General features: G+C 67.6%; 21 protein-coding genes and 1 riboswitch. Of the genes, 12 read left to right on the forward strand and 9 right to left on the reverse strand.

Translation table 11 applies throughout. The features are described from left to right. Positions 1-2 precede the first annotated feature (2 nt). The 4 genes from FA90_RS01450 (at position 3) to cysM (ending at position 4,053) form a co-directional block, all read left to right on the forward strand. Entirely contained in the window at positions 3-1,370 is a 1,368-nt protein-coding gene (locus FA90_RS01450; protein ID WP_036165161.1) for a UDP-glucose/GDP-mannose dehydrogenase family protein, read from the forward strand. 7 nt (positions 1,371-1,377) lie between these two features. Continuing rightward, entirely contained in the window at positions 1,378-2,394 is a 1,017-nt protein-coding gene (gene rfaE1, locus FA90_RS01455; RefSeq protein ID WP_051971308.1) for a D-glycero-beta-D-manno-heptose-7-phosphate kinase, read from the forward strand. Between the two features lie 177 nt (positions 2,395-2,571). After that, the gene (locus FA90_RS01460; protein WP_036165163.1) at positions 2,572-2,955 is read left to right on the forward strand and encodes a helix-hairpin-helix domain-containing protein; all 384 of its coding nucleotides are present in this window, start codon (positions 2,572-2,574) and stop codon (positions 2,953-2,955) included. A gap of 195 nt (positions 2,956-3,150) precedes the next feature. After that, the gene (cysM, locus tag FA90_RS01465; protein WP_036165164.1) at positions 3,151-4,053 is read left to right on the forward strand and encodes a cysteine synthase CysM; all 903 of its coding nucleotides are present in this window, start codon (positions 3,151-3,153) and stop codon (positions 4,051-4,053) included. A 120-nt stretch (positions 4,054-4,173) separates the two neighbouring features. On the opposite strand, the gene FA90_RS01470 is transcribed toward cysM, so the two are convergent. The 5 genes from FA90_RS01470 to FA90_RS01490 form a co-directional block, all read right to left on the reverse strand. Continuing rightward, positions 4,174-4,515 (reverse strand): hypothetical protein, encoded by a 342-nt coding sequence (locus FA90_RS01470; protein ID WP_036165168.1) that lies wholly within the window; start codon positions 4,513-4,515, stop codon positions 4,174-4,176. 437 nt (positions 4,516-4,952) lie between these two features. Further along, positions 4,953-6,110 (reverse strand): lytic murein transglycosylase B, encoded by a 1,158-nt coding sequence (gene mltB, locus FA90_RS01475; protein WP_036165171.1) that lies wholly within the window; start codon positions 6,108-6,110, stop codon positions 4,953-4,955. Next, positions 6,107-8,191 (reverse strand): DUF3488 and transglutaminase-like domain-containing protein, encoded by a 2,085-nt coding sequence (locus FA90_RS01480; RefSeq protein ID WP_036165174.1) that lies wholly within the window; start codon positions 8,189-8,191, stop codon positions 6,107-6,109. The genes mltB and FA90_RS01480 overlap by 4 nt, the downstream gene beginning before the upstream one ends. Further along, positions 8,188-9,282: a DUF58 domain-containing protein gene (locus FA90_RS01485; RefSeq protein WP_081933568.1), complete on the reverse strand. Its 1,095-nt coding sequence runs from the start codon at positions 9,280-9,282 to the stop codon at positions 8,188-8,190. Before FA90_RS01485 ends, FA90_RS01480 begins: the two co-directional genes overlap by 4 nt. Positions 9,283-9,298: 16 nt before the next feature. Next, positions 9,299-10,219: a MoxR family ATPase gene (locus FA90_RS01490; protein WP_036165177.1), complete on the reverse strand. Its 921-nt coding sequence runs from the start codon at positions 10,217-10,219 to the stop codon at positions 9,299-9,301. Positions 10,220-10,425: 206 nt separating this feature from the next. Here FA90_RS01490 and FA90_RS01495 point away from each other — a divergent pair, with 206 nt between their 5' ends. The 4 genes from FA90_RS01495 to ylqF all read left to right on the forward strand — a co-directional run bounded on the left by FA90_RS01495 (position 10,426) and on the right by ylqF (position 14,600). Continuing rightward, positions 10,426-11,352, forward strand: a complete 927-nt coding sequence (locus tag FA90_RS01495) for a histone deacetylase family protein (RefSeq protein WP_036165180.1) — start codon at positions 10,426-10,428, stop codon at positions 11,350-11,352. 73 nt (positions 11,353-11,425) lie between these two features. Then, the gene (locus FA90_RS01500; protein WP_051971309.1) at positions 11,426-12,304 is read left to right on the forward strand and encodes a hypothetical protein; all 879 of its coding nucleotides are present in this window, start codon (positions 11,426-11,428) and stop codon (positions 12,302-12,304) included. Beyond that, positions 12,301-13,527: a choice-of-anchor X domain-containing protein gene (locus tag FA90_RS01505; protein ID WP_036165183.1), complete on the forward strand. Its 1,227-nt coding sequence runs from the start codon at positions 12,301-12,303 to the stop codon at positions 13,525-13,527. Before FA90_RS01500 ends, FA90_RS01505 begins: the two co-directional genes overlap by 4 nt. A 125-nt stretch (positions 13,528-13,652) precedes the next feature. Then, positions 13,653-14,600 carry a ribosome biogenesis GTPase YlqF gene (ylqF, locus tag FA90_RS01510; RefSeq protein WP_081933569.1) on the forward strand — a complete coding sequence of 316 codons (948 nt, stop codon included), beginning with the start codon at positions 13,653-13,655 and terminating at the stop codon, positions 14,598-14,600. A 139-nt stretch (positions 14,601-14,739) separates the two neighbouring features. On the opposite strand, the gene FA90_RS01515 is transcribed toward ylqF, so the two are convergent. Genes FA90_RS01515 through FA90_RS01525 form a run of 3 tightly spaced genes read right to left on the reverse strand, consistent with a single transcriptional unit; the run spans position 14,740 to position 18,781 of the window. Beyond that, a complete protein-coding gene (locus FA90_RS01515) occupies positions 14,740-15,552 on the reverse strand; it encodes a class III extradiol ring-cleavage dioxygenase (protein ID WP_081933570.1) in 813 nt (270 codons plus the stop codon). Positions 15,553-15,599: 47 nt separating this feature from the next. After that, positions 15,600-16,517: a hypothetical protein gene (locus FA90_RS01520; protein WP_239700478.1), complete on the reverse strand. Its 918-nt coding sequence runs from the start codon at positions 16,515-16,517 to the stop codon at positions 15,600-15,602. A gap of 29 nt (positions 16,518-16,546) precedes the next feature. After that, on the reverse strand, positions 16,547-18,781 hold the full coding sequence (locus tag FA90_RS01525) for a M1 family metallopeptidase (RefSeq protein ID WP_239700480.1): 2,235 nt from the start codon (positions 18,779-18,781) through the stop codon (positions 16,547-16,549). 126 nt (positions 18,782-18,907) lie between these two features. Further along, a riboswitch (cobalamin riboswitch) is annotated at positions 18,908-19,152 on the forward strand. Positions 19,153-19,229: 77 nt separating this feature from the next. Between FA90_RS01525 and FA90_RS01530 the strand changes: the two genes are divergently transcribed. The 4 genes from FA90_RS01530 to FA90_RS01545 all read left to right on the forward strand — a co-directional run bounded on the left by FA90_RS01530 (position 19,230) and on the right by FA90_RS01545 (position 23,162). After that, on the forward strand, positions 19,230-21,224 hold the full coding sequence (locus FA90_RS01530; RefSeq protein WP_036165191.1) for a TonB-dependent receptor: 1,995 nt from the start codon (positions 19,230-19,232) through the stop codon (positions 21,222-21,224). A gap of 99 nt (positions 21,225-21,323) precedes the next feature. Then, positions 21,324-21,986, forward strand: a complete 663-nt coding sequence (locus FA90_RS01535; RefSeq protein ID WP_036165193.1) for a thiol:disulfide interchange protein DsbA/DsbL — start codon at positions 21,324-21,326, stop codon at positions 21,984-21,986. A gap of 28 nt (positions 21,987-22,014) precedes the next feature. Continuing rightward, on the forward strand, positions 22,015-22,356 hold the full coding sequence (locus FA90_RS01540) for a hypothetical protein (RefSeq protein ID WP_051971311.1): 342 nt from the start codon (positions 22,015-22,017) through the stop codon (positions 22,354-22,356). Positions 22,357-22,463: 107 nt separating this feature from the next. Then, on the forward strand, positions 22,464-23,162 hold the full coding sequence (locus tag FA90_RS01545; RefSeq protein ID WP_036165195.1) for a thiol:disulfide interchange protein DsbA/DsbL: 699 nt from the start codon (positions 22,464-22,466) through the stop codon (positions 23,160-23,162). A 15-nt stretch (positions 23,163-23,177) separates the two neighbouring features. On the opposite strand, the gene FA90_RS01550 is transcribed toward FA90_RS01545, so the two are convergent. Then, entirely contained in the window at positions 23,178-24,494 is a 1,317-nt protein-coding gene (locus FA90_RS01550) for an ATP-binding protein (RefSeq protein ID WP_036165196.1), read from the reverse strand. Positions 24,495-24,543: the final 49 nt, after the last annotated feature.

The raw sequence follows: 24,543 nt of genomic DNA on the forward strand, positions 1-24,543 counted from the left end.
CAATGAAAATTACGATTATCGGCACAGGCTATGTCGGCCTCGTGACCGGCGCATGCCTCGCGGAACTCGGCAACGACGTGTTCTGCCTCGACGTCGACCAAAGCAAGATCGACCTGCTCAACAACGGCGGCATCCCGATCCACGAGCCGGGCCTCGAGGAAGTCGTGGCGCGCAACCGCGCAGCCGGCCGCCTGCAGTTCTCGACCGACGTCGCCGCCAGCGTCAAGCACGGGCAGCTGCAGTTCATCGCGGTCGGTACCCCGCCCGACGAAGACGGTTCCGCCGACCTGCAATACGTGCTGGCCGCCGCGCGCAACATCGGCCGCCACATGGACGGCTTCAAGGTCATCGTCGACAAGTCCACCGTGCCGGTCGGCACCGCAGACCGCGTCGCGGCCGCGGTGCGCGAGGAGCTGTCCGCGCGTGGCGCGGGCCATGAATTCTCGGTCGTGTCCAACCCCGAGTTCCTCAAGGAAGGCGCCGCGGTCGAGGACTTCATGCGCCCGGACCGCATCGTGATCGGCCTGGACGACACCCCTGCGGGCTCGCGCGCGCACGAGCTGATGAAGCTGCTGTACGCACCGTTCAACCGCAACCACGAGCGCACCTACTGGATGGACGTGCGCTCGGCCGAATTCACCAAGTACGCGGCCAACGCGATGCTGGCCACGCGCATCTCGTTCATGAACGAACTGGCCAACCTGGCCGACCGCGTCGGCGCCGACATCGACGCGGTGCGCCATGGCATCGGCTCGGATCCGCGCATCGGCCACAGCTTCCTGTACGCCGGCGCCGGCTACGGCGGCTCGTGCTTCCCGAAGGACGTGCAGGCGCTCGAGCGCACCGCGCGCCAGTACGACCAGGACCTGCTGATCCTGCGCGCCGTGGAGGCCGTCAACGACCGCCAGAAGACCGTACTCGGCCGTAAGGTCGTGGCGCGCTTCGGCGACGACCTGGCGGGCAAGCGCTTCGCGGTCTGGGGCCTGGCGTTCAAGCCGAACACCGACGACATGCGCGAAGCGCCGTCGCGCGTGCTGCTCAAGGAACTGGTCGAACGCGGCGCCACCGTGGCCGTGCACGACCCGGTCGCGATGGCGGAGGCCAGGCGCGTGCTGAAGCTCGACCTGAACGAAGGACAGCTGGCGCGCATCGAATTCAAGGACGTGCCGATGGCGGCGCTGGACGGCGCCGAGGCGCTGGTCATCGTCACCGAGTGGAAGGCCTTCCGCAGCCCGGACTTCGAGCAGATCAAGTCGCGCCTGAGGAACCCCGTCATCATCGACGGCCGCAACCTGTTCGAGCCGGTCCAGATGACCAACCTGGGCATCGAATACCACGGCATCGGCCGCTCGGTCCTGACCAGCAAGTGAGACCCGGATGAGCACTGCCAACGTGAAAGACATCCCGAGCCGCCTGCTGCCGACCGACAGCTATCGCCACGCCGAGGCGCCGCCGCTCGAGAAGGTCCGCCTGCTGGTCGTGGGTGACGTCATGCTCGACCGCTACTGGTTCGGCGACGTCTCGCGCATCTCGCCGGAAGCGCCGGTGCCGGTGGTGCGCATCGAGCGCCGCGAGGAGCGCCTGGGCGGCGCCGCCAACGTGGCGCGCAACGCGGCCGCGCTGGGCGCGCATTGCGGCCTGCTGGGCGTGGTCGGCGCCGACGAAGCCGGCGACCAGGTCGAGCGCATCCTGCACGAATCCAGCATCCACAGCTACCTCAAACGCGATGACGCCATCTCGACCATCATCAAGCTGCGCGTGATCGGCCGCCAGCAGCAGATGGTGCGCATCGACTTCGAGGAAGCGCCCACCGAAACCATCCTGCGCGACAAGCTGACCAGCTACAAGGCGCTGCTGCCGGACTACGACGTGATCGTCCTGTCCGATTACAACAAGGGCAGCCTGGTCGACGTGGCCGAGATGATCCGCGCCGCGCGCGCGGCCGGCAAGACCGTCATGGTCGACCCGAAAGGCGACGATTTCTCGCCCTACGCCGGCGCGACCATGCTGACCCCGAACAAGTCGGAACTCAAGCGCATCGTCGGCAGCTGGAAGAACGAGGAACAGCTGACCGAGAAGGCGCAGAACCTGCGCGTCGAGCTCGGCCTGGAAGCGCTGCTGCTGACGCGCTCGGAAGAGGGCATGAGCCTGTACACCGGCGACGAGGTGCTGCACGTGCCCGCCGACGCGCGCGAGGTGTTCGACGTCTCCGGCGCCGGCGACACCGTCATCGCCACCATGGCCGCGATGCTGGGCGCGGGCGCGCCGCTGGCCGAGGCGCTGGCCACCGCCAACCGCGCCGGCGGCATCGTGGTCGGCAAGCTCGGCACCGCCACCGTCACCCGCGACGAGCTGTTCGCCCACCGCCGGCGGACTGACGATTTGCAGAGTTAACCTCTGCAAATCGAGCAGAGTTGAGCTCTGCAAATCGAGCAGAGTTGACCTCTGCAAACCGAGCGCGGGCGTTTGCGCATCCTCAAACGCCCGCCGTCAACCCGGCCATACCGGCGTCCGTTATCACATCAGGTCGGCACCATGCCGCCCGCTTTCCAACACGACGGAGATAACGAGATGATCAAGAAACTGATGCTTGCAGTTGCTGTCCTGGCCGCTTCGATGAGCTGCGCGTTCGCCCAGGTGGACGTCAACAAGGCCGATGCCTCGGCGCTCGACGGCGTCAGGGGCGTCGGCCCCGCCACGTCCAAGCTCATCCTGGATGCGCGCACCAAAGGCGGCGATTTCAAGGATTGGGCCGATTTCGAAAAACGCGTCAAGGGCGTGGGCGAAAAGCGCGCCGCGAAGTTGTCCAAGGCCGGCCTGCAGGTGAACGGCAAGTCGCTGGACGGCGCCCCGATGGACGCTGACGGCAGCGGCGCCGGCGCCAAGTCTGCCGCCAAGCCGGCCAGGGGCGCCAAGGGAGCCGCGGCACCTGCGGGCGCCAAGGCCGCTTCCTGAGTCCAGCCAGCCTTCGGACTGCCACCCCGGCTCAGGCTGGGGTGCATATCCAACTTCCAGCATCGGAAACCACCTGTCGCCCGACCTTCGGGGCGACGGCGTTTGTACTGGCCGCCGGCATGAACGGGTGTACCGTACGCCGTGGCGCGTCTCGGATTAGAATGGCGTTTTCGAGTCAGCAAGGAAGTAAGCACAATGGCATACAAGACCATCGAAGACACGATCGGCAATACCCCGCTGGTGCAGCTGGTGCGCATCCCCGGGGCCGACGCGGCCGCCCGCAATAACATCATCCTGGGCAAGCTCGAGGGTAACAATCCAGCCGGTTCGGTCAAGGACCGCGCTGCGATGTCGATGCTGCGCGGCGCCGAAGCGCGCGGCCAGATCAAGCAGGGCGACACGCTGATCGAAGCGACCAGCGGCAATACCGGCATCGCGCTGGCGATGGCGGCGGCGATCCGCGGCTACAAGATGGTGCTGATCATGCCGGACAACCTGTCGATCGAGCGCCGCCAGAGCATGGCCGCCTACGGCGCGCAGATCGTCCTGACCCCCAAGACCGGCGGCATGGAATACGCGCGCGACCTGGCCGACCAGATGCAAAAGGACGGCAAGGGCATCATCCTCGACCAGTTCGCCAACCAGGACAACCCCCGCGCCCACTACGAGACCACCGGCCCCGAAATCTGGCGCGACACCGACGGCCGCGTCACCCATTTCGTCAGCGCCATGGGCACCACCGGCACCATCATGGGCGTGTCGCATTACCTGAAGGAGCAGAACGAGGCGATCCGCATCATCGGCGCGCAGCCGGAAGAGGGTTCGTCGATCCCGGGCATCCGCAAATGGCCCGAGGCCTACATGCCGCGCATTTTCGACAAGGCGCGCGTCGACCAGGTCGAAAGCGTGAGCCAGGCCGCAGCCGAGCAGATGGCGCGCCGTCTGGCGGCTGAAGAAGGGATTTTCTGCGGCATTTCCGCCGCCGGCGCCTGCGAAATCGCATTGCGCGTTTCGCAGACTGTGGAGAATGCGACGATCGTGTTCGTCGTATGTGACCGCGGCGATCGTTATCTGTCGACGGGTGTGTTCCCCGCCTGATCGGCCATCACTGCATCCGGCACAGCGCTTGGGCGCCGGAGCGTTTCACTACCTGTCCTCGTTGCGAGGAAAAACGATGGGCGCGGCGGCGCATGGCCGCCGTCAGCCCTGACACCATGATCAATCTGCCAGGCCGGACTTGTTGTCCTTGTCCTTCGGCTTGAACTGCTTGTCGCTGATACGGAACTTGGCGCGACGGTCGCCCATCAGGTAGCGCAGGTCGCGGATCGAGAGGTCGCTGACTTCGTGCATGCGGATCAGCAGCGAAGCACCGACCGGCAGGCGGTGGTGGCGAATCTTCGAGATCACCGGCGGCGCCACTTCCAGGGCGCGCGACAGGGCTGCGTCGTTCTTCAGGCGCAGGTTCTCGATCAGGGTATCGAGCAGGCGGTTCGGGTTGTACTGCAGCAGTTCGTCGTTTTCCGAATCGCTGTTGATGTCGATGCCGACTTGGTTGGTCATGATGTCAAAATCCTTATCTGGTTTACAGTGCTCGCGGGGATTTCGATTCTCAAAAAGAGTTTCGAAAATTTCTACTAAATTATATAACAAAATTTAATTTAGTACTTAAGAGCAATAAAATTCAAAGGCTGTCGTTGATGTCGTTGTCTTCTCGCAACAATAGCCACAATGCAATTCTCTCACAAACTCACTGAAAAAATAATTGTTTTTTATTTAAACTTAAGTCTAAAGCAATTAACAATGCGTCGCCGCACGCTTCATCATTGAGTGTGGGAATGACAACTTGTGAGGGGGTATCGCGTCTACGGCGATGTTTCTACGGAGAACTGCCAAGCTGATTTCTGCATACCCCTGGGGGGTATATTATTGCTCAGCTCACAACAACACGGGTGAAATGTGATAACTCGGTTACAAATAGATACAAACTTTCTACGATATCAATAGCCGCCATCGCGGGCGCTGCGAACCGCACGGCCCAGCTCCAGTACCGACATGGCGTAGAAGTAACTCCGATTGTATTTTGTAATAGCAAAGAAGTTAGCATTCGCAACCCAGTACTCGGTCGGGTCGGCGCCGTTTTGCAGGTCGACCAAGCCGTACAGGCGGTTATCCGGCAGGCTGCCCGCCACCGCGACGCCGGCGCCGGCCAGCTCGTCGGGACGGTAGCGCGCCTCCAGGCCGCCGCCCAGCAGGCTTTGCCAAGCCTGGCTCGGCGCAACGTTGGCCGGCACCGCCGCCGGGGCGGTGTTGTCGCGTTCCCAGCCGTGCTGGACCAGGAAGTTGGCGACGCTGCCGATCGCATCGGCGGCCGAGTTGCGCAAGTCGATGACGCCGTCGCCATCGAAGTCCACGCCGAATTTCAAAATATTGCCCGGCATGAACTGCGGCATGCCGACTGCGCCGGCGAACGAGCCCTGCAGCGAAAACGGATCGATGCCTTCCTTGCGCGCCAGCAGCAGCGTGCTTTCGAGTTCATCGCGGAAGAACGCCTTGCGGTCAAGCTGGTTGGGCGCCTCGGGGTAGGCAAAAGCCAGCGTGGCCAGCACGTCCATGATGCGGAAGCGCCCGGTGTCGCGGCCATAGATGGTTTCGACGCCGATGATGCCGACGATCACCTGGGCCGGCACGCCGTAGGTGCTTTCCGCGCGCGCGAGCGCCTCGGCGTTCTCGTTCCAGAAGCGCACGCCGGCGCCGACGCGGATCGGTTCGATGAAGCGCGCGCTGTAGGCTTGCCAGTTCTTCGGCTTGCCCGGCGGGGCCGGCTTGACCAGCTGGACCGCCGAGTCGAGGTAGCGCAGCTTGCCGGCCACGGCATCGAGTTCCTCGCGCGTAAAACCGTCGCGCGCGGCGATCTCGTCTTCGAAGTCGCGCACCGCCTGCCACTGCGCCAGGCCGATGTCTTCGCCGTCGTAGTCGATGCCGGGACGCGCCGCGGCGGCCTGCGCCTTGGCCTTGATTTTGTCTTTGGCGGCGGACTTCGTCTTGGCCTTGGCGGCGACGGCGGTTTTGCCGCCGTGATGCGGCGTCGAAGCGAGGGCGGGGAAGGCTTGCGCGGCGAAGGCCACGGCAAGCGAGAGGGAAACGAAGGCTTTCATCGAACTCGGGACAGCAAATCTTTCAGGGTCGGGACCAGCGCCGGCGGCACGGCAGGGCCGGCTTGCGGGCCGTAGCGATACGCGCTGTAGCGGCGCAGGAACTCGCCGGCCGCGCTGGCGCTCTCTGGCGCAACAGCGGAGGCAAGCCCTGAGGCGACCCCGGCGCCATCATGCGCTGTTGCGGGCGCTGCGGCACAGGCTGCAATGCGCGCCGCGTAGGCAGTCGGACCTTCGTCGGCCGCGCGCGGCAGGCCGAGCTGGCCGAGCCGCTGGCATAGCGCCGAGTATAGCGCATCGACCGGATCGACCCGGCGCCGCAGCGACAATTTTCGGGCGCCCAGCAACAGCAGCACGGCGGCCACGGCCGCGGCCAGCGCCGGCCAGCGCAGCAGCGTGTGCTGGAGCCGCTCGACCAGGTCGTGCTGGCGCGCCGGGTTGTAGTTCAGCACCCACTGGTTCCAGCCGTTGTTGGCGGCGCCGATCGCGTAATGCACCTTGGCCAGCAGCGAATCGGGGCTCGGCTGCATCAGGCGGCCCAGCCGACCCAGCCCGGGGAGGCCGAACGGCGCCGGCGGCAGCGCTTCGGACACGCTGCGCTGCACGCGCTCCGGCGCGGCCATCGCGGTCGGATCGACGCGTACCCAGCCGCGCTGCGGCAACCAGACCTCGGCCCAGGCGTGGGCGTCGGACTGGCGCACGGTCAGGTAGCCGTCGAGCGGATTGAGCTCGCCACCCTGGTAGCCGGTCACCACGCGCGCCGGCACCCCGGCCGCGCGCATCAGGAACACGAAGGCGCCGGCATAGTGACCGCAGAAGCCGGCGCGGGTCTGGTACAGGAATTCGTCGACCGCGTCATCGCCCAGCAGCGGCGGCTGCAGCGTGTAGACGTAGCCGCCGGTGGCGAACTGGCGCAGCACCAGGTTGACGCGCCGCGCCGGATCGGCTTCGCGCCGCAAGGCCTGGCCGGCCGCCAGCGCGCGCGGGTTGCGCCCGTATGGCAGCAGCAGCCACTCGGCGGCGTTGTCGAGCGTGTCGACCGCCTGCAGGCTGAAGTCGGTGTACGAGGCCATGTCGTAGCGCACGCGCTCGCCCACCGGGGCGTCGGACTGGATCTCCAGCTCCTGGCTCAGGCTGACCAGGTGGCCAGGCAGCATCGGCAGCGATTGCGGCAGCTCGAGCGCGAACAGCCAGCGCGTATTGGACGGCTCGAGCGTCACCTGGTAGTGGCGCGGGGCGCCGCGCACCGAGATCGACATCGGCTGCGGCCGCTGGCGGTGCGGCAGCGGATGCACGCGGGTCCAGGTGCGCCCGTCGTAGCTGCCCAGCACCGGGCCGCGCCAGTACAGCTGGCGCTGCGGCGGCGGCGCGCCGTCGAACTTGACGCGGAACGCGACCTCCTCGGACTGCGCCAGGTCCGATATCTGGCCGGGAGACATGCTGTCGGACAGGCCGGTGTGCGGACCCTGGGCGTCCTGCGGCATGCCCCACAGCGGGCCTTCGATGCGCGGGAACAGCACGAAGGCGAGCGCCGCCAGCGGCAGCGCCAGCAGCAGCGTGCGTGCGCCCATCCACAGGCGCGTGCGCAGGGGCGGGACGGCGCCGGTCAGCTGGAACGACATCTGCGTGGACAGCAGCAGCGCCAGCGAAGCCAGCATCAACAGCGCGGTGCCGATCCCCTGCGAATAGAAGAAGTTGGTCAGCACCAGGAAGAAGCACAGGAAGATCACCACGAACAGGTCGCGCCGCGCGTGCATCTCGAGCATCTTGAGGGCCACCAGCAGCACCAGCATGGCCACGCCGGGATCGCGCCCGAACAGCGTGTGGTAGCTCTGGTGCACGCCGAACATCGCCAGCGCCGCCACCGGCACCAGCACGATATTGCGCGGCATGCGCCGTCCGCGCAGCGTCAGCGTGGCGCGCCAGGCCAGCGTCGCGCCGCACAGCAGCGACACCCACGGCGGCAGGTGCGCCGTATGCGGCAGCAGCACCAGCACGGTGCTGGCGATCAGCAGCAGGGTGTCCTGCTTGTCGCGCGAGAGCGGCGTCGACATGCGCAAGAACGGCAGATTCAGCGCTTTCATTCGGCGTCCTCCGCGGTGCCGTACAGCGCCAGCGCGCGCAGGCAGGCTTCCTGGTGCGCGCCGCCCAGCGCCGGGTTGAGGCTCAGGTGTCCGAGCCGGAACGCGTAGGGCAGGGCGCGCTGTTCGGCGTCCAGCACCCAGCGTGTCATGCGCGACAGGCGCAGCTCGAGGTCGAGCTGGGGTGGGAGGGCGTCGAAGTCGAGGAACAACTCGTCGATCGCGCCGCCGTCGAACTGCTTGGTGACCAGCTGGCCGCCATAGGCCGGATCGAGGCGCGCGATCTGGCGCCAGGCAAGGTGGCGCAGCGGGTCGCCCGGCTGGTAGCTGCGCACGCCGCCGAAGTTTTCGTAGTTGTCGGCGTTGACGGTGTTGCTCAGGCCATCCGGGCTGGGCCGGCCGCCCAGCGGCAGCGGCGGCGCCTCCTGCTCGGGGAAGGGATAGACCAGCGCGCGGCTGTCCGGGCGCCAGTAGCTCCAGGCGCGGAACAGGCCGAGCGGAAAACGCGTCACCAGCTTCACGCGCGGCGCGCGCATCCACCCGCGTGCGCGCGAGGGTGCCGAGAGCAGCACGCTGGCGCTGGCGCCGCCGGCGACGTCGGCCGGGTGGCGCGGCTCGGGCGCGCCGTCGAAGTCGACCCAGACGGCGTAGCGGTCGAGCGCCGTGCGGTTGACCAGCTGCAGTTCGAACGACGCTTCCTCGCCGGCGAACACCGTGGGGGCGCGACCCGGACGCAGGCGCAGGTGCGCCAGGTTGCGCCAGGTGGCGACCATGTCGACCACGCCGCAGGCGGCGGCGACGAAGGTCAGGCCGAAACCCAGGCCGAGGCTGTAGTTGATCGAGCCGATCAGCAGCGTCAGCAGCAGCGCGCCAAAGCCCAGGCCGGCGCTGGTCGGGAGGATGTAGACGCGGCGCTGGCCCAGCACGACCTCGCCGCCGTCGCTCGCGGTGGCCTTGCTGCGCCAGACGCTGCGCTTGCGGTCGAACCAGCGCGCGCGCCCGCGCGCCGCCCTGGCTTCGGCGGCCGCATCGGCGTTCCTGCTGGCCGGCGCGGTGAGCGGCTCGGCGATCGGTTCGGTGGCGGCGTCGCTCATGGATCGCACGACGGGATCAGACCGGCACCGACTTCTGCAGCTGCAGCACCAGGTCGCGGCTGGCCATCGCCGCGCCCTGGGCCGATTTCAGGGGCCGCAGGCGGTGCGCGCACACCGGCACCAGCAGCGCCTGCACGTCTTCCGGAATCACGTGGTCGCGGCCTTCCAGCGCGGCCCAGGCGCGCGCGGCCTGCAGCAGGGCCAGCGTGGCGCGCGGCGACAGGCCTTCGGCGAACAGCTTGCCCGAGCGCGACGCCTGGGCCAGCGCCTGCAGGTAGTCGATCAGCGCGCTTGACGCGTGGATCGAACGCAGCGAGCGCTGGGCATCCATCAGCTCTTCCGGCCGCATTGCCGGCTGGATCGTGCGCAGCATGGCGCGCCGGTCCTCGCCCATCAGCAGGGCGCGTTCGGCGCTGGCGTCCGGGTAGCCGAGCGACAGGCACATCAGGAAGCGGTCGAGCTGCGATTCGGGCAGCGGGAAGGTGCCGATCTGGTGCGCCGGGTTTTGCGTGGCGATCACGAAGAAGGGCTCGGGCAGCGGCCGCGTGACGCCGTCGGCGCTGACCTGGCGCTCTTCCATGGCTTCGAGCAGGCCGGACTGGGTCTTGGGCGTGGCGCGGTTGATCTCGTCGGCCAGCAGCACCTGGGTGAAGATCGGGCCGGGATGGAACACGAAGCCGTTCTGCTCGCGCTCGTACACCGAGATGCCGGCGACGTCGGCCGGCAACAAGTCCGAGGTAAACTGGACGCGGTTGAACTTCAGGCCCAGCGTCAGCGCGAGCGCATGCGCCAGCGTGGTCTTGCCGACTCCGGGCACGTCGTCGATCAGCAGGTGGCCGCCGGCCAGCATGCAGGTGAGGGCGAGGCGCACCTGCTGGTCCTTGCCCACCACGATCTGACTGACCTGGCGGGCGGCGGCGTGCAATTTGTTGAACATGAATGCGGTCCTGTCTGGTTCGAGTAGGGCAACGGTAAGGCGAGGGTAAGGCGAGACACGGGGCATTGCTGCGCCGGCTGGTCGCGCATGGTAGATTAGCACCATGGGAAACCATTTTATTCACGCATCAACATGCTTTGCCGACGATTCTATGCGAGAACGGCCGCGCCGGGCATACGGATGAGCAAGCCAGGATACGCATCACGATGAGCACCGCGATCTACAGCCACCCCGACTGTCTTCTGCACGAGATGGGCGATTGGCACCCGGAAGCCCCGGCGCGCCTGCGCGCGATCGAGGACCAGCTGATCCTGGCGCGCCTGGACGGCCTGATCGAGCGCTGCATCGCGCCGCTGGCCGACGAGGCCGCGATCCTGCGCAACCACACGCAAGGCGCGCTCGACCTGGTGCGCGACAACCTGCCGGCGTCCGGCCATTACCCGCTCGACGGCGACACCCTGCTGTGCAAGGACAGCTACCGCGCCGCCCTGCGCGCCGCCGGCGCCGCCGTGGCCGCGACCGACGCGGTGATCGCCGGTTCGATCGACAACGCCTTCTGCGCAGTGCGCCCGCCGGGCCACCACGCCACGCCGGATACGCCGATGGGCTTTTGCCTGTTCAATAACGTCGCGATCGCGGCCCGGCATGCGCTCGAGGCGCACGGGCTGGAGCGCGTCGCCATCGTCGACTTCGACGTCCACCACGGCAACGGCACCGCCGACGCCTTCCGCGACGATCCGCGCGTACTGATGGCCAGCTTCTTCCAGCATCCGTTCTATCCCTACACGGAGCCGGAGCCGCTCAGCCCCACCTGCGTCAACATTCCGGTGCCGGCTGCTACCTCCGGCGACGTCGTGCGCAAGCTGGTCGATGACCACTGGCTGCCGGCGCTGCACGCCTTCCGTCCGCAGATGATCTTCGTCTCGGCAGGCTTCGACGCCCACAAGGAAGACGACCTGGGCGGCATGGCGCTGGTCGAAGCCGACTATGCCTGGATGACGCACCGCCTGGTCGAGGTCGCGCGCACGCACGCGGGAGGGCGCATCGTCAGCTGCCTGGAAGGCGGCTACAACCTGTCGGCGCTCGGACGCAGCGCCGTGGCCCACGTCAAGGCGCTGGCGGAACTCGACTGAATTCGCCGGCCGGGCCCGAACCGGCGCGGCGCGGCGCTATCTAATCTCCACGACGACAACCCGTGGAGACATCATGAGATTGCTGCGCACCCTGGCCGCGCTGTGCCTTGCCGCATTCGGCGGCATCGCATCCGCCACCGACTACACGCTGTGGATCAATGGCCGCGGCGGCGGCGCCATCGTCGGCAACTACAACGACTGGAGCTACTGGGGACCGGCCTCGGCGGCCGCCGGCGTCAATCCGAAATCGGTCAACTGGGACGGCCGCAACAGAACCGCGACCCAGAGCGTGCACATCCGCGACGCGCTCGACTGCTTCTGCACCGGCGCCAACTGGTGCACGGTCGCCACCCACAGCGCCGGCGACCTGATGATCGGCTACGTGCTGGCCAACTACGGCGGCTCGCTGCGCCTGGCGCGCAACACGGTGGCGGGCGCCGATGGCGTCTGCGGCTCGGCCGGTGTCGGCGTGCAGACCGGCTGGAACATCCGCTCGGTGCGCTCCGCGGCCGGTTCCGGCGGCGGCTCGGAACTGGCCGACGCCGGCGCCTGGGCCACTTCCGAACCGCTGGTGCAGGACCTGAAAACCACCACCGCGCGCGCCATGTACAACCACAACGAGACGCGCGGGATCTGGTTCTACATGTACGCCGGCGCCAAGGGCGCGCTGACCTCGGCGATCCTGCCCGGCCAGGACGACGGCGTCGAGGCCTACCACAGTGCCGGCGCCGTCTCCGGCAGTTCCGGGCGCTCGCTGTGCAATCCCGGCGACTGGTTCTGCAAGGACCTGACCCTCGGCACGGCGCCCAACCAGGGCGGCAGCACCAAGTGGAATTTTCACTCGGTGGCGTTCCGCGACGACCGCGAGGATTACGACCATCACCTGAACGGCAACTGGGAAGGCATCGTCGGACTGATGCGGGCGCGGATCGCCAGCGGCGGCGCGCCTTGAGCAGATCAAGGCGAATCGCGCTGCCGCTGGCGATCCTGGCGGCGCTGCTGGTGGCCGCGTGGGCGCTGTTCTGGCATGAGCCCGCGCCCGCGCGCACCGCCGCGCAGGCGCGCGCGCAAGCCGAACACGCTTTCTTCGCTCCGGTGCAAGGCGGCGCCGGCCTGCCGCTGCCGGACGGGCGCGCCCAGCGCCGGCGCGCGCTGCTCGGCAATGTTCAGCTGGCCGACCACACCTACTGCAGCTACCGCCAGAGTACGCAATACCCGTTCAATTCGCGCCCGATGTCCGAAAACGCCGACCGCGCCAATCCCAACGCGCCCGTCACCGAGATGCGCCCGATGCACCTGCAGGACGGCGGCGCCAATCCCGCGGTGCAGCTGCAGACCTCGCAATCGCGCGTCTACATGGCGGCCAACGAGGCGGTGGCGTTCTCGATCCGCGCGGTCGACGCGAACGGCCGGACTCTGCCGCTGGTGATCACGCGCGCGCTCGCGCAAGGCATCACCTACGCCGGCACGCGCGCCTCGAGCCAGGTGTCGGTGCCGTTCGTCGACGATGGCAGCGGCGCCGACCCGGTGCCGAACGACGGCGCCTTTGCCGCCATCCTCGCACCGGCCCAGAGCGGCCTGGCGGGCTTTGCCGGCACGATCCGCACCGAGGTGCGCTACAGCGTCGGCGGCAAGAACGGCGCGCTGCTGTTCGACGTGATCTACACGCCCGAGCTGCCGGCGGTCTGGTCCGGCGCGCCGCGCGAAGCCATCGAAAACGGTTCGCTCGAGTTCCTGCTGCCCGCCGAGGTGCGCATGCCGGGCCGCTACGTGATCGAAGGCCGCGTCGACGATGCGAAAGGACGACCCTTCGCGCTGCTCACCTTCAACGATGTGCTCGGCCCCGGCCCGAACGTCGTCAAGCTGGCCGTGTTCGGCAAGCTGATGCGCGACCAGGACGCGGCGCTGCCGCTGACGCTGCGCGACGTCGACGGCTACCTGCTCAAGGAAAACGCCGACCCCGACCGCGCGATGCTGCCGCGCCTGGAGGGCAAGGTCTACACCAGCAAGGCCAGCTCGAACAAGGGTTTCTCGAGCGACGAGTGGCAGAGCGAGGAAAGGACGCGCTACCTGACCGAGTACGCCAAGGACGTCACGCAGGCGAAGAACGCGCTGGCGCGCTTCGATCCGTTCGCCCCTTTGCCGGCGAGCGAGTGCGCTTTCAAGGCGCCGTAGACGTTGCAAACAGCTGGCATGGCGTGTGCGAACGCGACAGTACAGGGCTTGCCGCCGACATCTGCCGGGTCTGGGGAGGCGCAGCAGCGTAAAATAGCGTTTTGCATGCAGATTTGAGATAAGAAATGTCGATTCAATGGTTCCCGGGCCACATGGCCGCCGCCCGCAAACAGGCGGCGGAGCAGATGGAAAATACCGATGTGGTCATCGAGGTCCTCGACGCGCGCCTGCCGCAGGCGAGCAGCAACCCGATGGTGGAAGAGCTGCGCAAGTTCCGCCAGCGCCCCTGCCTGAAGGTGCTCAACAAGACCGACCTGGCCGACCCCGCCGTCACCGCGCAGTGGGCTGCCTGGTACGACGCCCAGCCGGGCGTCACCGCCTACCCGATGACGACCAAGAAGCCGTCGGACGTGGCCAGGATCCCCGACCTGTGCAAGCAGCTGGCCCCGCACCGCGGCGTGCCGACCAAGCCGCTGCGCATCATGATCATGGGAATCCCGAACGTCGGCAAATCGACGCTGATGAACGCGCTCTTGAAGAAGCGCGTGGCCAAGGTCGGCGACGAGCCGGCCGTGACCAAGGCCCAGCAAAAGCTCTACCTCGACAAGTTCACCGTGCTGGTCGACACCCCCGGCATGCTGTGGCCGAAGATCGCCATGGACAGCGACGGCATGATGCTGGCCGCCAGCCACGCGGTCGGCACCAACGCCGTGATCGAGGAAGAAGTCGCCGAGTTCCTCGGCACGCTGCTGCTCGAGCGCTACCCGCACCTGCTGCGTGAACGCTACGGCATGAAGACGGACGGCATCGATGGCTTCGGCGTGATCGAAGGCGTGGCGCTGCGCCGCGGCTTCCGCGTGCGCGGCGGCGAATTCGACTACGAAAAGGCGGCGCACGTGTTCCTGCAGGATTATCGCCAGGGCGCGCTGGGGCGCATCAGCCTCGAGACCCCGGAGACGCGGGCGGCGGCGCTGGAGCAGCATCGCATCGCGATGGAAGAGAAGGCGCGGATTGCGGCCGAGAAGGCGGCGGCGAAGGCGGAAGAGGCGGCGCGCGGGAAGCGCGGTACGTGATGGAGCCTTGATAAACCTACTGCACGTTGCTGAGGCGGTCTGCGATGCTCCGCTACGGCGGACCGGCCGTACCGTCGGTACGTCTGCGCTTCTCGACCACCTCTGCGGTCGCTCGCAACGGTTTTCCAGGGCCCGTTAATCAGTCGGTCTGCCCGAACCTGAAGCTGGACACCGTCAACGCCCCAAAAAAACTATCCTCGTGATACACGCACGCGGCCGCTTCCTGCTCGGCCGCCCCGAGCGCCACCCACAGCGGCACCAGGTGATCCTCGCGCGGGTGCGCGACGCGCGCGTGGGGCGCGGCGCTCCAGTCCAGCATCGCCTGCTCGCGCTCCGCTGGCGACAATTCCAGCAACGCATACTGCAGCCAGGCGTCGAAGTTGTGCGAGGCCAGGGCGCCACCCGGGCCGAACTGGCGCAGGTTGTGGAAGGACAGGCCGCTGCCGATGATCAGCACGCCCTCGTCGCGCAGCGGCGCCAGCGCGCGGCCGGCGGCCAGGTGGACGGCCGGGTCGTAGCCGTGGCGGATCGACAGCTGCACCACCGGCATGTCGGCCTCCGGATAAACCGGTGCCAGCATCGAAAAGGTGCCGTGGTCGAAGCCGCGCTCCGGATCCAGGCCGGCTGGCAGGCCCGCTGCGTTCAGCAGCTCGGCAACCCGCGCCGCCAATACAGGATCGCCCGGCGCCGGGTACTGGATCTGGTAAGTGTGCGGCGGGAAGCCGCCGTAGTCGTAGATCATGCCGGGCCGTGTGCCCGACGACACCATGAAGCCGTCGGTCTCCCAGTGGCTGGTCACGACCAGCACGGCCTTCGGGCGCTGCCCGACCTGGCGCTTGATATCGACCAGCGACGCTTCCAGCTTGTCGTAGGCCTGGCCGTACTGGGCCTTCATCCACGGCCAGGGGCCGCCTCCGTGCGAGACGAAATAGGTGGGCAGGCGGGTGGACATGGTCGCTCCTTCAGTGATCGGAGCGGCCATGGTAGCTGATCCGCTGTTCAACCGTGCGGCGCGATCCACACCCGCTTGTCGCGCGCCAGCGCCATCAGCGCGAACAGGCGCGCGCTGCGCGTCCAGCCGAGCACCAGTACACCCAGCTGGGTCAGCACGATCGCGCCCAGCGTGCCGCCACCGCCCAGCGCGGGCACATGCAGGCGCGCCAGCGCGATCAGGCTTGCCGCCGCCAGGCCGAGCGCGGTAGTGATGAAGTAGGTGCCGAGCACCGCCAGCGGACGGCGCACCAGCAGCTTGCTGCCGTGCCACCAGGCCAGCCAGGCCGAGCGGCGGCGGCGGTCGTTGCCGAGCAGGGCGCGGCCGTTGTCGACGGTGGCGTGGGCCAGCAGCAGCAGCACCGCGCTGATGCCCAGCGCGACGTGCGAGGCGTGCACCGCGTCGCCTTCCAGCAGCGCGGTCTCGGCGCTCTTGCTGGCCAGGTGCGTGACCACGCCGGCGAGCACGGCGGCGATGCCGAGCGGGACGATCGCCACGATCAGCATGCGCAGCATGCGGCCGTAACCTTGCGCACCCGACGCCAGCAGCGGCAGGAAGCCGAGCCGGTCGCGCGCGCGCGCGGCCGCAAGGGTCATCGAGGCCAGCAGCGGCGACAGCAGCAGCGTCAGCAGCGCGGCGACGATGGCGCCGGCGCCGAGCGCGCTGGCGTAGTGCTCGCGCGCGCCGGTCATCAGGTCGGACACGGCCAGGCCGTCGAGCGCCTGGGCCAGCCGGGGCGCGTAGATCGAGTGGTCGAGAGAATCGCCCAGCATCTGCCACATCGGCAGGCTGGCGACGAAGGTCGGCAGCGCCAGCAGGAGCAGCCACCACAGCAGCAGGCGCCATTGCAGGGCCGAGCGGATCGCCGCGACGACGGTGCGCAACGCGGTCGGCCGGCGCAGGTTGCCGGCGTGGTGCGGGGCCATGGAGGGGGTATCGAGGGTGTGCAGGCTCATCATACGCTCGCGATCAGGGAGAACAGGGCTTCGACGATGGCCGAGAAATCCCAGCCCCAGCGGCGCGACGCGCTGGCATCAAGCTCGACGGTGCGGCTGTCGTTCAGTTTGCTGACGTCGAGGTAGTGGATGCGCTGCGGGTCGAGCTCGGCCGACACCGCCTTGGCCGGCTTGATCCAGCTGAACTTGTGCCAATTCTCGCTGGCGTCCCAGCGCACGATCTCGCTGGTGCCGTCGGCGAATTTCACGAGCAGCGTCTGCGGCACGCTGGCGCCATTGCGGCGCACCGTCACTTCGGTGCGGAACGGGTAGGGGCCCGTGCCTTCGGCCGCCTTCGGATGCGCCTTCTTCCAGTCCTCGCGCGCCTTGTCGATGCGCTTGTCGAGGTCTTTCTGCTTGTCCTCGACCCAGGCGCCGCCGACCTGACGGGTGCCGGGCAGCGGCAGTTCCTCGCGGCTGGTGAGCGCCGCGATGCGGTCGTCGACGCGGGTGGCGGCGGTCACCTGCTGCGCGAACACCTGCTCGACCGCGGCGCGCTGGCCGGTGACTTCGGCCAGGGTCTCGCGCAGGTCGGCGATGCCCGGGTGGCGGAAGTGCCAGCGGCGGTAGTACTCCTTGAAGGCGCGCTCCATCGGCTCCTTGCCGATGCGCGCTTCGAGGTCGCGCATCGTGACCGCGGTACGCGAGTAGACCGGGCCGATGTCCTGCAGCCGGTCCCAGGCGTTCTGGCCGAGCGGGTCGGCCGGCTCGAGGCGAGGCATGCCGCCGCGCTCCATGGCGAAGGGCGTGACCGCGGGCGCGAAGCCGATCTTTTTCAGGAAGGGGGTGGCGAGGTGGAGGTCCTGGCCGCGCGCGCGCAGCATGCGCAGGTCCCAGTACTCGTTCAAGCCTTCGTCCAGCATCGGCTCTTCGAACTCGTTCGAGGCCAGCAGGCCGTAGAAGTAGCCGTGGCCGAATTCGTGGATGGTGACGAAGTCGAGTTCGAAGCGCGTGGCCGTGTCCGGGTCGGCGTTGCGATAGCCTTCGGCGGTGAAGAAGGTCGGGTATTCCATGCCGCCGGCTTCTTCCGCGTTGTAGGGCGGGATCACCACGGTCACGGTCTTATAGGGATAGGGACCGAGCGTGTTGGAGAAAAAGGTCAGCGAATCCTTGGTCGCCTGCAGCGCCGGGCCGGCGCTGGCCGCGTACTCGGGCGGATACAGCACGGTGATGTTCACCTTCGGGCTGCCGGGGCCGGTCCAGGTGTCGACGATCGGCTTGGCGGTGCGTTTGTCGGCGGTCCAGGCGAAGTCGTGCACGTCGCCCTGCACGAAGCGGCGCGTGACCATGCCGTTCTTTTCGACCGGGGCGCCTTGCAGTTCGCCGACGGCGCCGACCGTGTACGCCTTGGGCGTGGTCAAGCGCACGTCGTACAGGCCGAAGTCCGCATAGAACTCGGAATTCAGGTGGAATTCGTGCACGTTCCAGCGCGGGGCGGTGGCGCCGCGCTCGCCCGGCAGTTCCAGCACGCCGATCTTGGGGAACCACTGGCCGACCAGGTGGAAGCTGCCGAAGTAGCCGGTGCGCGCCATCACGCGCGGCAGCTGGGTGCGAAAGTCGATGTCGAGCAGCGTCGATGCGTTAGGCAGAACCGCGGCCGGCAGGTCGAAACGGACCACGGTGTGGTCGCTGGCCGGGCCGTTGTCGGGGTGGACGAACATCCACGGCACCGGCGCGCCGCCCTGGCTGACGCGGTTCAAGGCGATGTGGCCCCATTCGCCTTCCTTGATGTCGACGCCGGAGCGGAACTGGCTGTCGCGCACGCGCTTCTCGGTCAGGAAGGTCGAGCCCATCCCTTCGAAGGCGTTCATGTACAGGTGCAGGTAGACGCTTTTCACCGGCACGTTGCTGCGGTTGCGCCAGGTCAGCTTTTCGCGGCCGTCGACCACGTGCTTGTCCGGGTCGAGGGTGGCGTCGATGTCGTAGCTGACCACGCGGTCCGACAGCGTCGCTTCCTGGCCGGTGCGCGCGCCGCCCCAGGCATCCGGGCTGCTGGGCACGCTGACCACGGCGGCGTCGGGCGCGGCCAGTGCGATGCCGTCCGGCGACTGGGCCGGCAGCTGTGCCGGTACGGTGGCCGGGGGCGCCGCGGATGGGGCGCCGCCCTGGGCCAGCAGGTCGGCGGTAACCGCCCCGCCGGCTGCCAGCAGGACGTACACGGCGCCCGCTTTGATTCGCTTGAAACGCAATCTCATTCGCAAACCCCCAAACAAAGATATTGTTATCGCGACACTATATGCGAGATTGCTGCAAAGTTTCCAAAATTTACGTGAATTGACGGCGAAAAAGCGCAACACCGCCGGCCCTCCGGCTTGGCAAGGTTATAATTGCCCGGTTCTGGTGCCCGCGTGCGCGTTCTGCGCGCGCAGCCTCATCAATATAGTGAGCGGGAAACACGGCGCGCCGCCCCACGGGCGAACGCCAACGTGTGCTGCCCCCGCAACGGTAAGCAAGCGCCGCGCGTCGTATGCGGCTGGCCGTTCCGACGACCACTGTGCGCAAGCATGGGAAGGTGGAACGGTCCGTCTTGCAAGCCCGGATACCGGCCAGGACAGGGGGAAGCGGCTTCATGAAGGAAGCGCTTCCGTTCGAGCCAGCATGCGGGGACGCGCGCCGGCCAACTTGTCACTTGTAAAGCATCCAATGAATTCTGCTGTTGCCACCGGCGCCAAGCCGGCCATCAGGCCGCTCGCGCTGGCCTGCGCCATCTCCATGTCCATCCTCGCAGCCCAAGCCGGCGCCCAGGATTTGGCCCCCTCGTCGGCCCCATCGACCGTCGTCGTCACCGGTGCGCGCTTCCCGGGCGATGCCGCATCCACGCCGATCGGCTCGACCGTGATCACCCAGAACGACATCCGCCGCGCCGGCGTGAACGACGTCAATGCCGCCATCCGCAAGATCGGCGGCGTGTTCGGCCGCCAGAGCCTGGACGGCTCGCCCGACTTCGGCCTCGACCTGGGCGGCTTCGGCACCAACAGCGCGCAGAACATGGTGATCTTCGTCGACGGCGTGCGCCTGAACGAGAACGAGCTGTCCAACACCGTGCTCTCCACCATCCCGATCGACACCGTCGACCACATCGAGATCACGCGCGGCGGCAACAGCGTGCTGTTCGGCGAAGGCGCGACCGGCGGCGTGATCCAGATCTTCACGCGCCGCGCGCAGCAGCCGGGCCTGCACGGCTCGGTGTTCGCGGAAGGCGGCCAATTCCACGAGCACGACGTGCGCGCCGCGCTGTCGCAAGTCACCGGACCGATCGCGGCCGACCTGTCGGTGATGCGCCAGGGCACCCAGAACTACCGCGCCAACAGCGCCTTCGACCAGGACAGCATGAGCCTGGGCCTGCAGACCCGCTTCGAAGGCGGCCGGGTCGGCATCCGCGTGGAAAGCGCGCGCCAGGATTCGCGCCTGCCGGGTTCGCTGACCCTGGCCGAGTTCGAAGCCGATCCGCGCCGGACCAAGACGCCGCTCGACTTTGGCGCGCTCAATACCGACCGCATCACCGCCTTCGGCGAAGTCCGCGCCGGCGACGTCGACCTGGCCGCCGAGCTGTCGCACCGCGAGCGCAACGCGCGTTCCAACTACCTGTCGACCGACTACCCCTCGGTCGGCGCCTACGACAGCCGCCAGGACCAGCTCTCCCCGCGCGCGCGCTGGCGCACGCAGGTGGCCGGCATGGGCAACGAGCTGGTCGGCGGCATCGACCTGATCCGCTGGAAGCGCAAGACCACCTCCGACTACTCGCTGGCCGACGCCAGCCAGAGCTCGAAAGCGGTCTACCTGCACGACGCGCTGCGTTTCGACCCCGCCCACGACGGCCGCCTGGCCATCGGCGCGCGCCACGAACTGTTCGACAAGGACTACAGCGATGCGCTGTCGCCCGGCTCTGCGCAAAGCACCGCGCAGTCGCAGAACGCCTGGGAAGCCCAAGCCAGCCTCAAGCCGCTGCCGCTGCTGGAAGTCTACGGCAAGGCGGGGCAGAGCTACCGCGTGGCCAACGTCGACGAAAACAGCTACACCGCCAACGGCGCCATCCTGAAGGGACAGACCTCGCACGACGTCGAGCTGGGCGCCAGCGTCGGCGACGAGGCACGCAAGCTGACCCTGCGCGCCTTCCGCCACAAGCTGGACAACGAGATCTTCTTCGATCCGACCCCGACGGCGTACGCCCCGTTCGGCGCCAACACCAATTTGGATCCGACCGAGCGCGAAGGCTTCGAGCTCGACGGCGAAGCCCGGCTGGCCGCCGGCTGGCGCGCCACCGCCCACCTGCAGCACGTGGTCGCCCGCTTCACCGATGGCCCGAACGCCGGGCGTGAAATGGTGCTGGTGCCGAAGAACGTGCTGACCGTGCGCCTGGCCTGGCAGCCGACCGCCAACCAGACCGTGGACGCCGGTGCGCAATTCGTCGACCACCAGCGCTACGGCAGCGACTTCGACAACAGCTGCCCGGCGCACGTGCCCGGCTACGCGACGCTGGACGCGCGCTATGCGCTACAGCTGAACCGCTGGGAACTGGCGCTGTCAGGGCTGAACCTGGCCGACCGCCATTATTTCAGCAATGCGTTCGGTTGCCAGGACGGCATTTATCCGAGCGATGGGCGCCAGATGAAGCTGTCGGTGCGTTACGCGTTCTGAGCCCGAACGGGGGCAAACTAAGCCAGGACTAAGGCGGAACGCATAAAAAGTGGTAATCTCGCGGTCGTTTCCCAACTTAACACCACCAGAAGGATTACTATGCGTGCCCTGCGTTTCGCCCTGATCGCCGCCAGCCTCGTCGCCAGCACCGCGTTTGCCTCGCCGACCGACCCGAAAAACGGTGTCGAGTACGTGACGCTCGCCCAGCCGCAACCGGTGCAGCAGGTCGGCAAGAAGGTCGAGGTGATCGAGTTCTTCATGTACCACTGCCCGCACTGCAATCGCCTGGAACCGTCGTTCGAGCAGTGGGTCAAAAAGCAGGGCGACAATATCCTGCTCAAGCGCATCCCGCTGCCGGCCCAGGGCGCCAACGATCCCGAGGCGCACCTGTACCTGACGCTCGAAGCGCTGGGCCGCCTGGGTGACATGCACCAGAAGGTGTTCAACGCCGTCCACGTCCAGCACGTCCGCCTGTTCGACGACAAGGCGATCATCGACTGGGTGTCCAAGAACGGCGTGGACCAGAAGACCTTCCTGAACGCATGGAATTCGTTCGGCGTGATGACCAGGCTGCACCGCCTGCCGCAGATCGTGAACGACTACAAGATCGACGGCGTGCCGGCCGTGGTCATCGACGGCAAGTACATGACCTCGCCGTCGGTGCTGCAGGGTTCCCTGAAGGTCAACGACGAGATGCAGCTGTTCCCGGCAACCCTGCAGGTGATGGACGTGCTGGTGGCGCGGGCGGCCAAGACCAAATAACCCTTAACGAAGTCGAGAAGAGCAAGCGATGAGCAATGTCGAAGGCAAGATCCTGCGGATCTACGACAAGTCCAAGCCGGAAGACGAGGATTTGTACGAGACCAGCCACGTCAACCACTGGGCCTGGGGCCTGGCGGTGCTGCTGCTTGGCGTCGTCTTCTGGCTGTGCGTCGCGCTGGTGAACGCCGAAAACCAGCGCTACGCGATGATGACGAACAAGTGCCCGGATCCGGTGTTCGCCGGCTCGATCGACAAGCAATGCCTGGTCACCGTGCGTTCGCGCGATCACTGGTGGGAACACCTGGGTTACGCGATCACGCACGTGTCGCCGGAAGGCCCGCCGAAGCCGCCGGTGGTGCGCCGTCACTGAGCCGTCACTGAGCCGTCACTGAGCCGTCACTGAGCCGCCGCCCGGTTCTTCACTCAGCCATCCGTTTCATCTATCCTTCGGTGGACCCCACCACCGAAGGATGATTCATGCGTTCTCTGCATTCTCTGCGTTTCGCCGCCGCCGGCCTGTGCCTGCTGGCTGGCTCCGCCGTCTTCCACACCACATCCGCCTCGCCGTCCAACCCGGCCAACGGCATCGACTACATCACGCTGGCCCAGCCGCAGGCCACGCAAGCGGCCGGCAAGAAGGTCGAGGTGATCGAGTTCTTCATGTACCACTGCCCGGTGTGCAATGCGCTCGAGCCGCAGCTCGAAGCGTGGGCAAAGCAGGAAGGCGAGCGCATCCAGCTGCGCCGCATCCACATTCCCTTGCGCGGCGCCAGCGATCCCGAAGCGCACCTGTACCTGGCGCTGGAAGCGATGGGCAAGCCGGACGCCATCCATGGCCAGATCTTCGACCTGGTGCACAAGCAGCACGTCAATCTGCATGAGGATGGCGCCATCCTCGACTGGATGGGCAAGAACGGCGCGAGCATCGGCGTCGATCCGGCCAAATTCCAGGAGGCCTGGAATACCTTCGGCGTACAGACCCGCCTGCGCCAGCTGGGCAAGGTGATGGCCAGCTACCAGGTCGAGTCGGCGCCGACGCTGGTGATCGACGGACGCTACCAGACTTCGCCGGCCACCGTGAGCGCGCACTTCAATCCGCCCGACCGCAACGACCTGTTCAAGGCCACGCTGGAGGTGGCGGACGGCCTCGTGACCAAGGCCGCGCAGGCGAAGTAGCCGAGCCGCCCTGATTCACTGCGCCAGCACGCCGTCCGGCAAGCGCATCACGAAGCGCGCGCCGCCCAGCGGAGAGCCCTCGACCGCCAGGCTGCCGCCGTGCAGCACCACCGCCTTGCGCGCGATCGACAGGCCCAGCCCGAAGCCGCCGGTGGCGCGGTCGCGGCTGCGGTCGAGCCGGTAGAAAGGCTCGAACACGCGTTCGCGCTCGGCCTCGGGGATGCCGGGGCCATCGTCGTCGACCGCGATCTCGACCATGCCGCCGACGCGCTGGGCGCTCAAGGCCACCTGGCGTGCGGCGTACTTCTGGGCGTTGCGCAGCAGGTTGCCGAGGGCGCGCGCGAGCAGCCGGCGCTCGCCGTCCAGGCTGCCCAGCATCGGGCCGAGGTCGACGTGTAGCTGCGCCGGCGGCGGATGCAGGGCGCCGGCGCATTCGCGCAGCAGCGGTTCGAGCTCGAACAGGGCGCGCTGCGGTCCGTGCGCGTCGTCCAGCTTGCTCATCGACAGCAGTTCGGTGACCAGGCCGTTCAGTTCCGCCAGGTCGCCTTCCATCGCCGCGATGCGTTTCACCAGCTGCGGGTCGGGCATGCGCTCGGCCAGCAGCTCCATGGCGAACTCGAGGCGCGCGATCGGCGTGCGCAGCTCGTGCGACACCGAGTGCAGCAAATTCTTCTGCGATTCCAGCAAGCCCTGGATGCGTTCGGCCATCGCGTTCATGCGCTCGGCCAGCGGGTAGACCGCCTCGGACGGGCGCATGTGCGCGCGCGCGGACAGCTGGCCGGCGCCGAACTCGTCGGCCACGCGCGACAGCCGCTGCAAGGCCTGCCAGTGCGCGCGCGACCACAGCGCGATCGGCACCAGCAAGGCCAGCGCGACCACGACGTAGCGCAGCACTTCCATCGCCAGCGCCTGGCCGAGATCGATCGGCAGCCTGGACACGCGCAGCACCTCGTCGTCGCTGCCGATGTAGCGCTGGCCCGCCAGGTCGACGCGGCGCAGGAACGCCTTGTGCGACGGGTCGAGCACGATCTCGCCGCGCGCCAGGGCGGTGCGCTGGCGCGTCGACAGCGCCTCATTCACCTGGGACAGCGGCACCAGGTCGAACTGGGCGTCCGACACTTCGCGCACCTTGTTCAGGCGCACCAGCCATTCGTCGGGCGGGGCACGGTCGACGTACTGCTCGAGCAGGAAGATCTGGGCCGAGGCCTGGCGCCGCGCGATGTCGTCGAGCGGATCGCCGAACAGGCGCGCGAACAGGAAATAGATCACGAAGGTGGCCGCCGTGATCGACAGCATGACCAGCACGAAGAAGCGGAAGAACAGGCGGTTCACGTCACGGCCCCGCCGCGCCGGCGTGATAAAAAAATAATGGTTCCGTTTT

The organism is Massilia sp. 9096, assembly GCF_000745265.1.
In the GTDB taxonomy this organism is placed as follows: domain Bacteria; phylum Pseudomonadota; class Gammaproteobacteria; order Burkholderiales; family Burkholderiaceae_D; genus Telluria.

Bases quoted from the DNA above. Each gene is read 5' to 3' on its own strand.
- FA90_RS01450 (WP_036165161.1), top strand. From the start codon at position 3: ATGAAAATTACGATTATCGGCACAGGCTATGTCGGCCTCGTGACCGGC.
- rfaE1 (WP_051971308.1), top strand. From the start codon at position 1,378: ATGAGCACTGCCAACGTGAAAGACATCCCGAGCCGCCTGCTGCCGACC.
- FA90_RS01460 (WP_036165163.1), top strand. From the start codon at position 2,572: ATGATCAAGAAACTGATGCTTGCAGTTGCTGTCCTGGCCGCTTCGATG.
- cysM (WP_036165164.1), top strand. From the start codon at position 3,151: ATGGCATACAAGACCATCGAAGACACGATCGGCAATACCCCGCTGGTG.
- FA90_RS01470 (WP_036165168.1), bottom strand. From the start codon at position 4,515: ATGACCAACCAAGTCGGCATCGACATCAACAGCGATTCGGAAAACGAC.
- mltB (WP_036165171.1), bottom strand. From the start codon at position 6,110: ATGAAAGCCTTCGTTTCCCTCTCGCTTGCCGTGGCCTTCGCCGCGCAA.
- FA90_RS01480 (WP_036165174.1), bottom strand. From the start codon at position 8,191: ATGAAAGCGCTGAATCTGCCGTTCTTGCGCATGTCGACGCCGCTCTCG.
- FA90_RS01485 (WP_081933568.1), bottom strand. From the start codon at position 9,282: ATGAGCGACGCCGCCACCGAACCGATCGCCGAGCCGCTCACCGCGCCG.
- FA90_RS01490 (WP_036165177.1), bottom strand. From the start codon at position 10,219: ATGTTCAACAAATTGCACGCCGCCGCCCGCCAGGTCAGTCAGATCGTG.
- FA90_RS01495 (WP_036165180.1), top strand. From the start codon at position 10,426: ATGAGCACCGCGATCTACAGCCACCCCGACTGTCTTCTGCACGAGATG.
- FA90_RS01500 (WP_051971309.1), top strand. From the start codon at position 11,426: ATGAGATTGCTGCGCACCCTGGCCGCGCTGTGCCTTGCCGCATTCGGC.
- ylqF (WP_081933569.1), top strand. From the start codon at position 13,653: ATGTCGATTCAATGGTTCCCGGGCCACATGGCCGCCGCCCGCAAACAG.
- FA90_RS01515 (WP_081933570.1), bottom strand. From the start codon at position 15,552: ATGTCCACCCGCCTGCCCACCTATTTCGTCTCGCACGGAGGCGGCCCC.
- FA90_RS01520 (WP_239700478.1), bottom strand. From the start codon at position 16,517: ATGGCCCCGCACCACGCCGGCAACCTGCGCCGGCCGACCGCGTTGCGC.
- FA90_RS01525 (WP_239700480.1), bottom strand. From the start codon at position 18,781: ATGAGATTGCGTTTCAAGCGAATCAAAGCGGGCGCCGTGTACGTCCTG.
- FA90_RS01530 (WP_036165191.1), top strand. From the start codon at position 19,230: ATGAATTCTGCTGTTGCCACCGGCGCCAAGCCGGCCATCAGGCCGCTC.
- FA90_RS01535 (WP_036165193.1), top strand. From the start codon at position 21,324: ATGCGTGCCCTGCGTTTCGCCCTGATCGCCGCCAGCCTCGTCGCCAGC.
- FA90_RS01540 (WP_051971311.1), top strand. From the start codon at position 22,015: ATGAGCAATGTCGAAGGCAAGATCCTGCGGATCTACGACAAGTCCAAG.
- FA90_RS01545 (WP_036165195.1), top strand. From the start codon at position 22,464: ATGCGTTCTCTGCATTCTCTGCGTTTCGCCGCCGCCGGCCTGTGCCTG.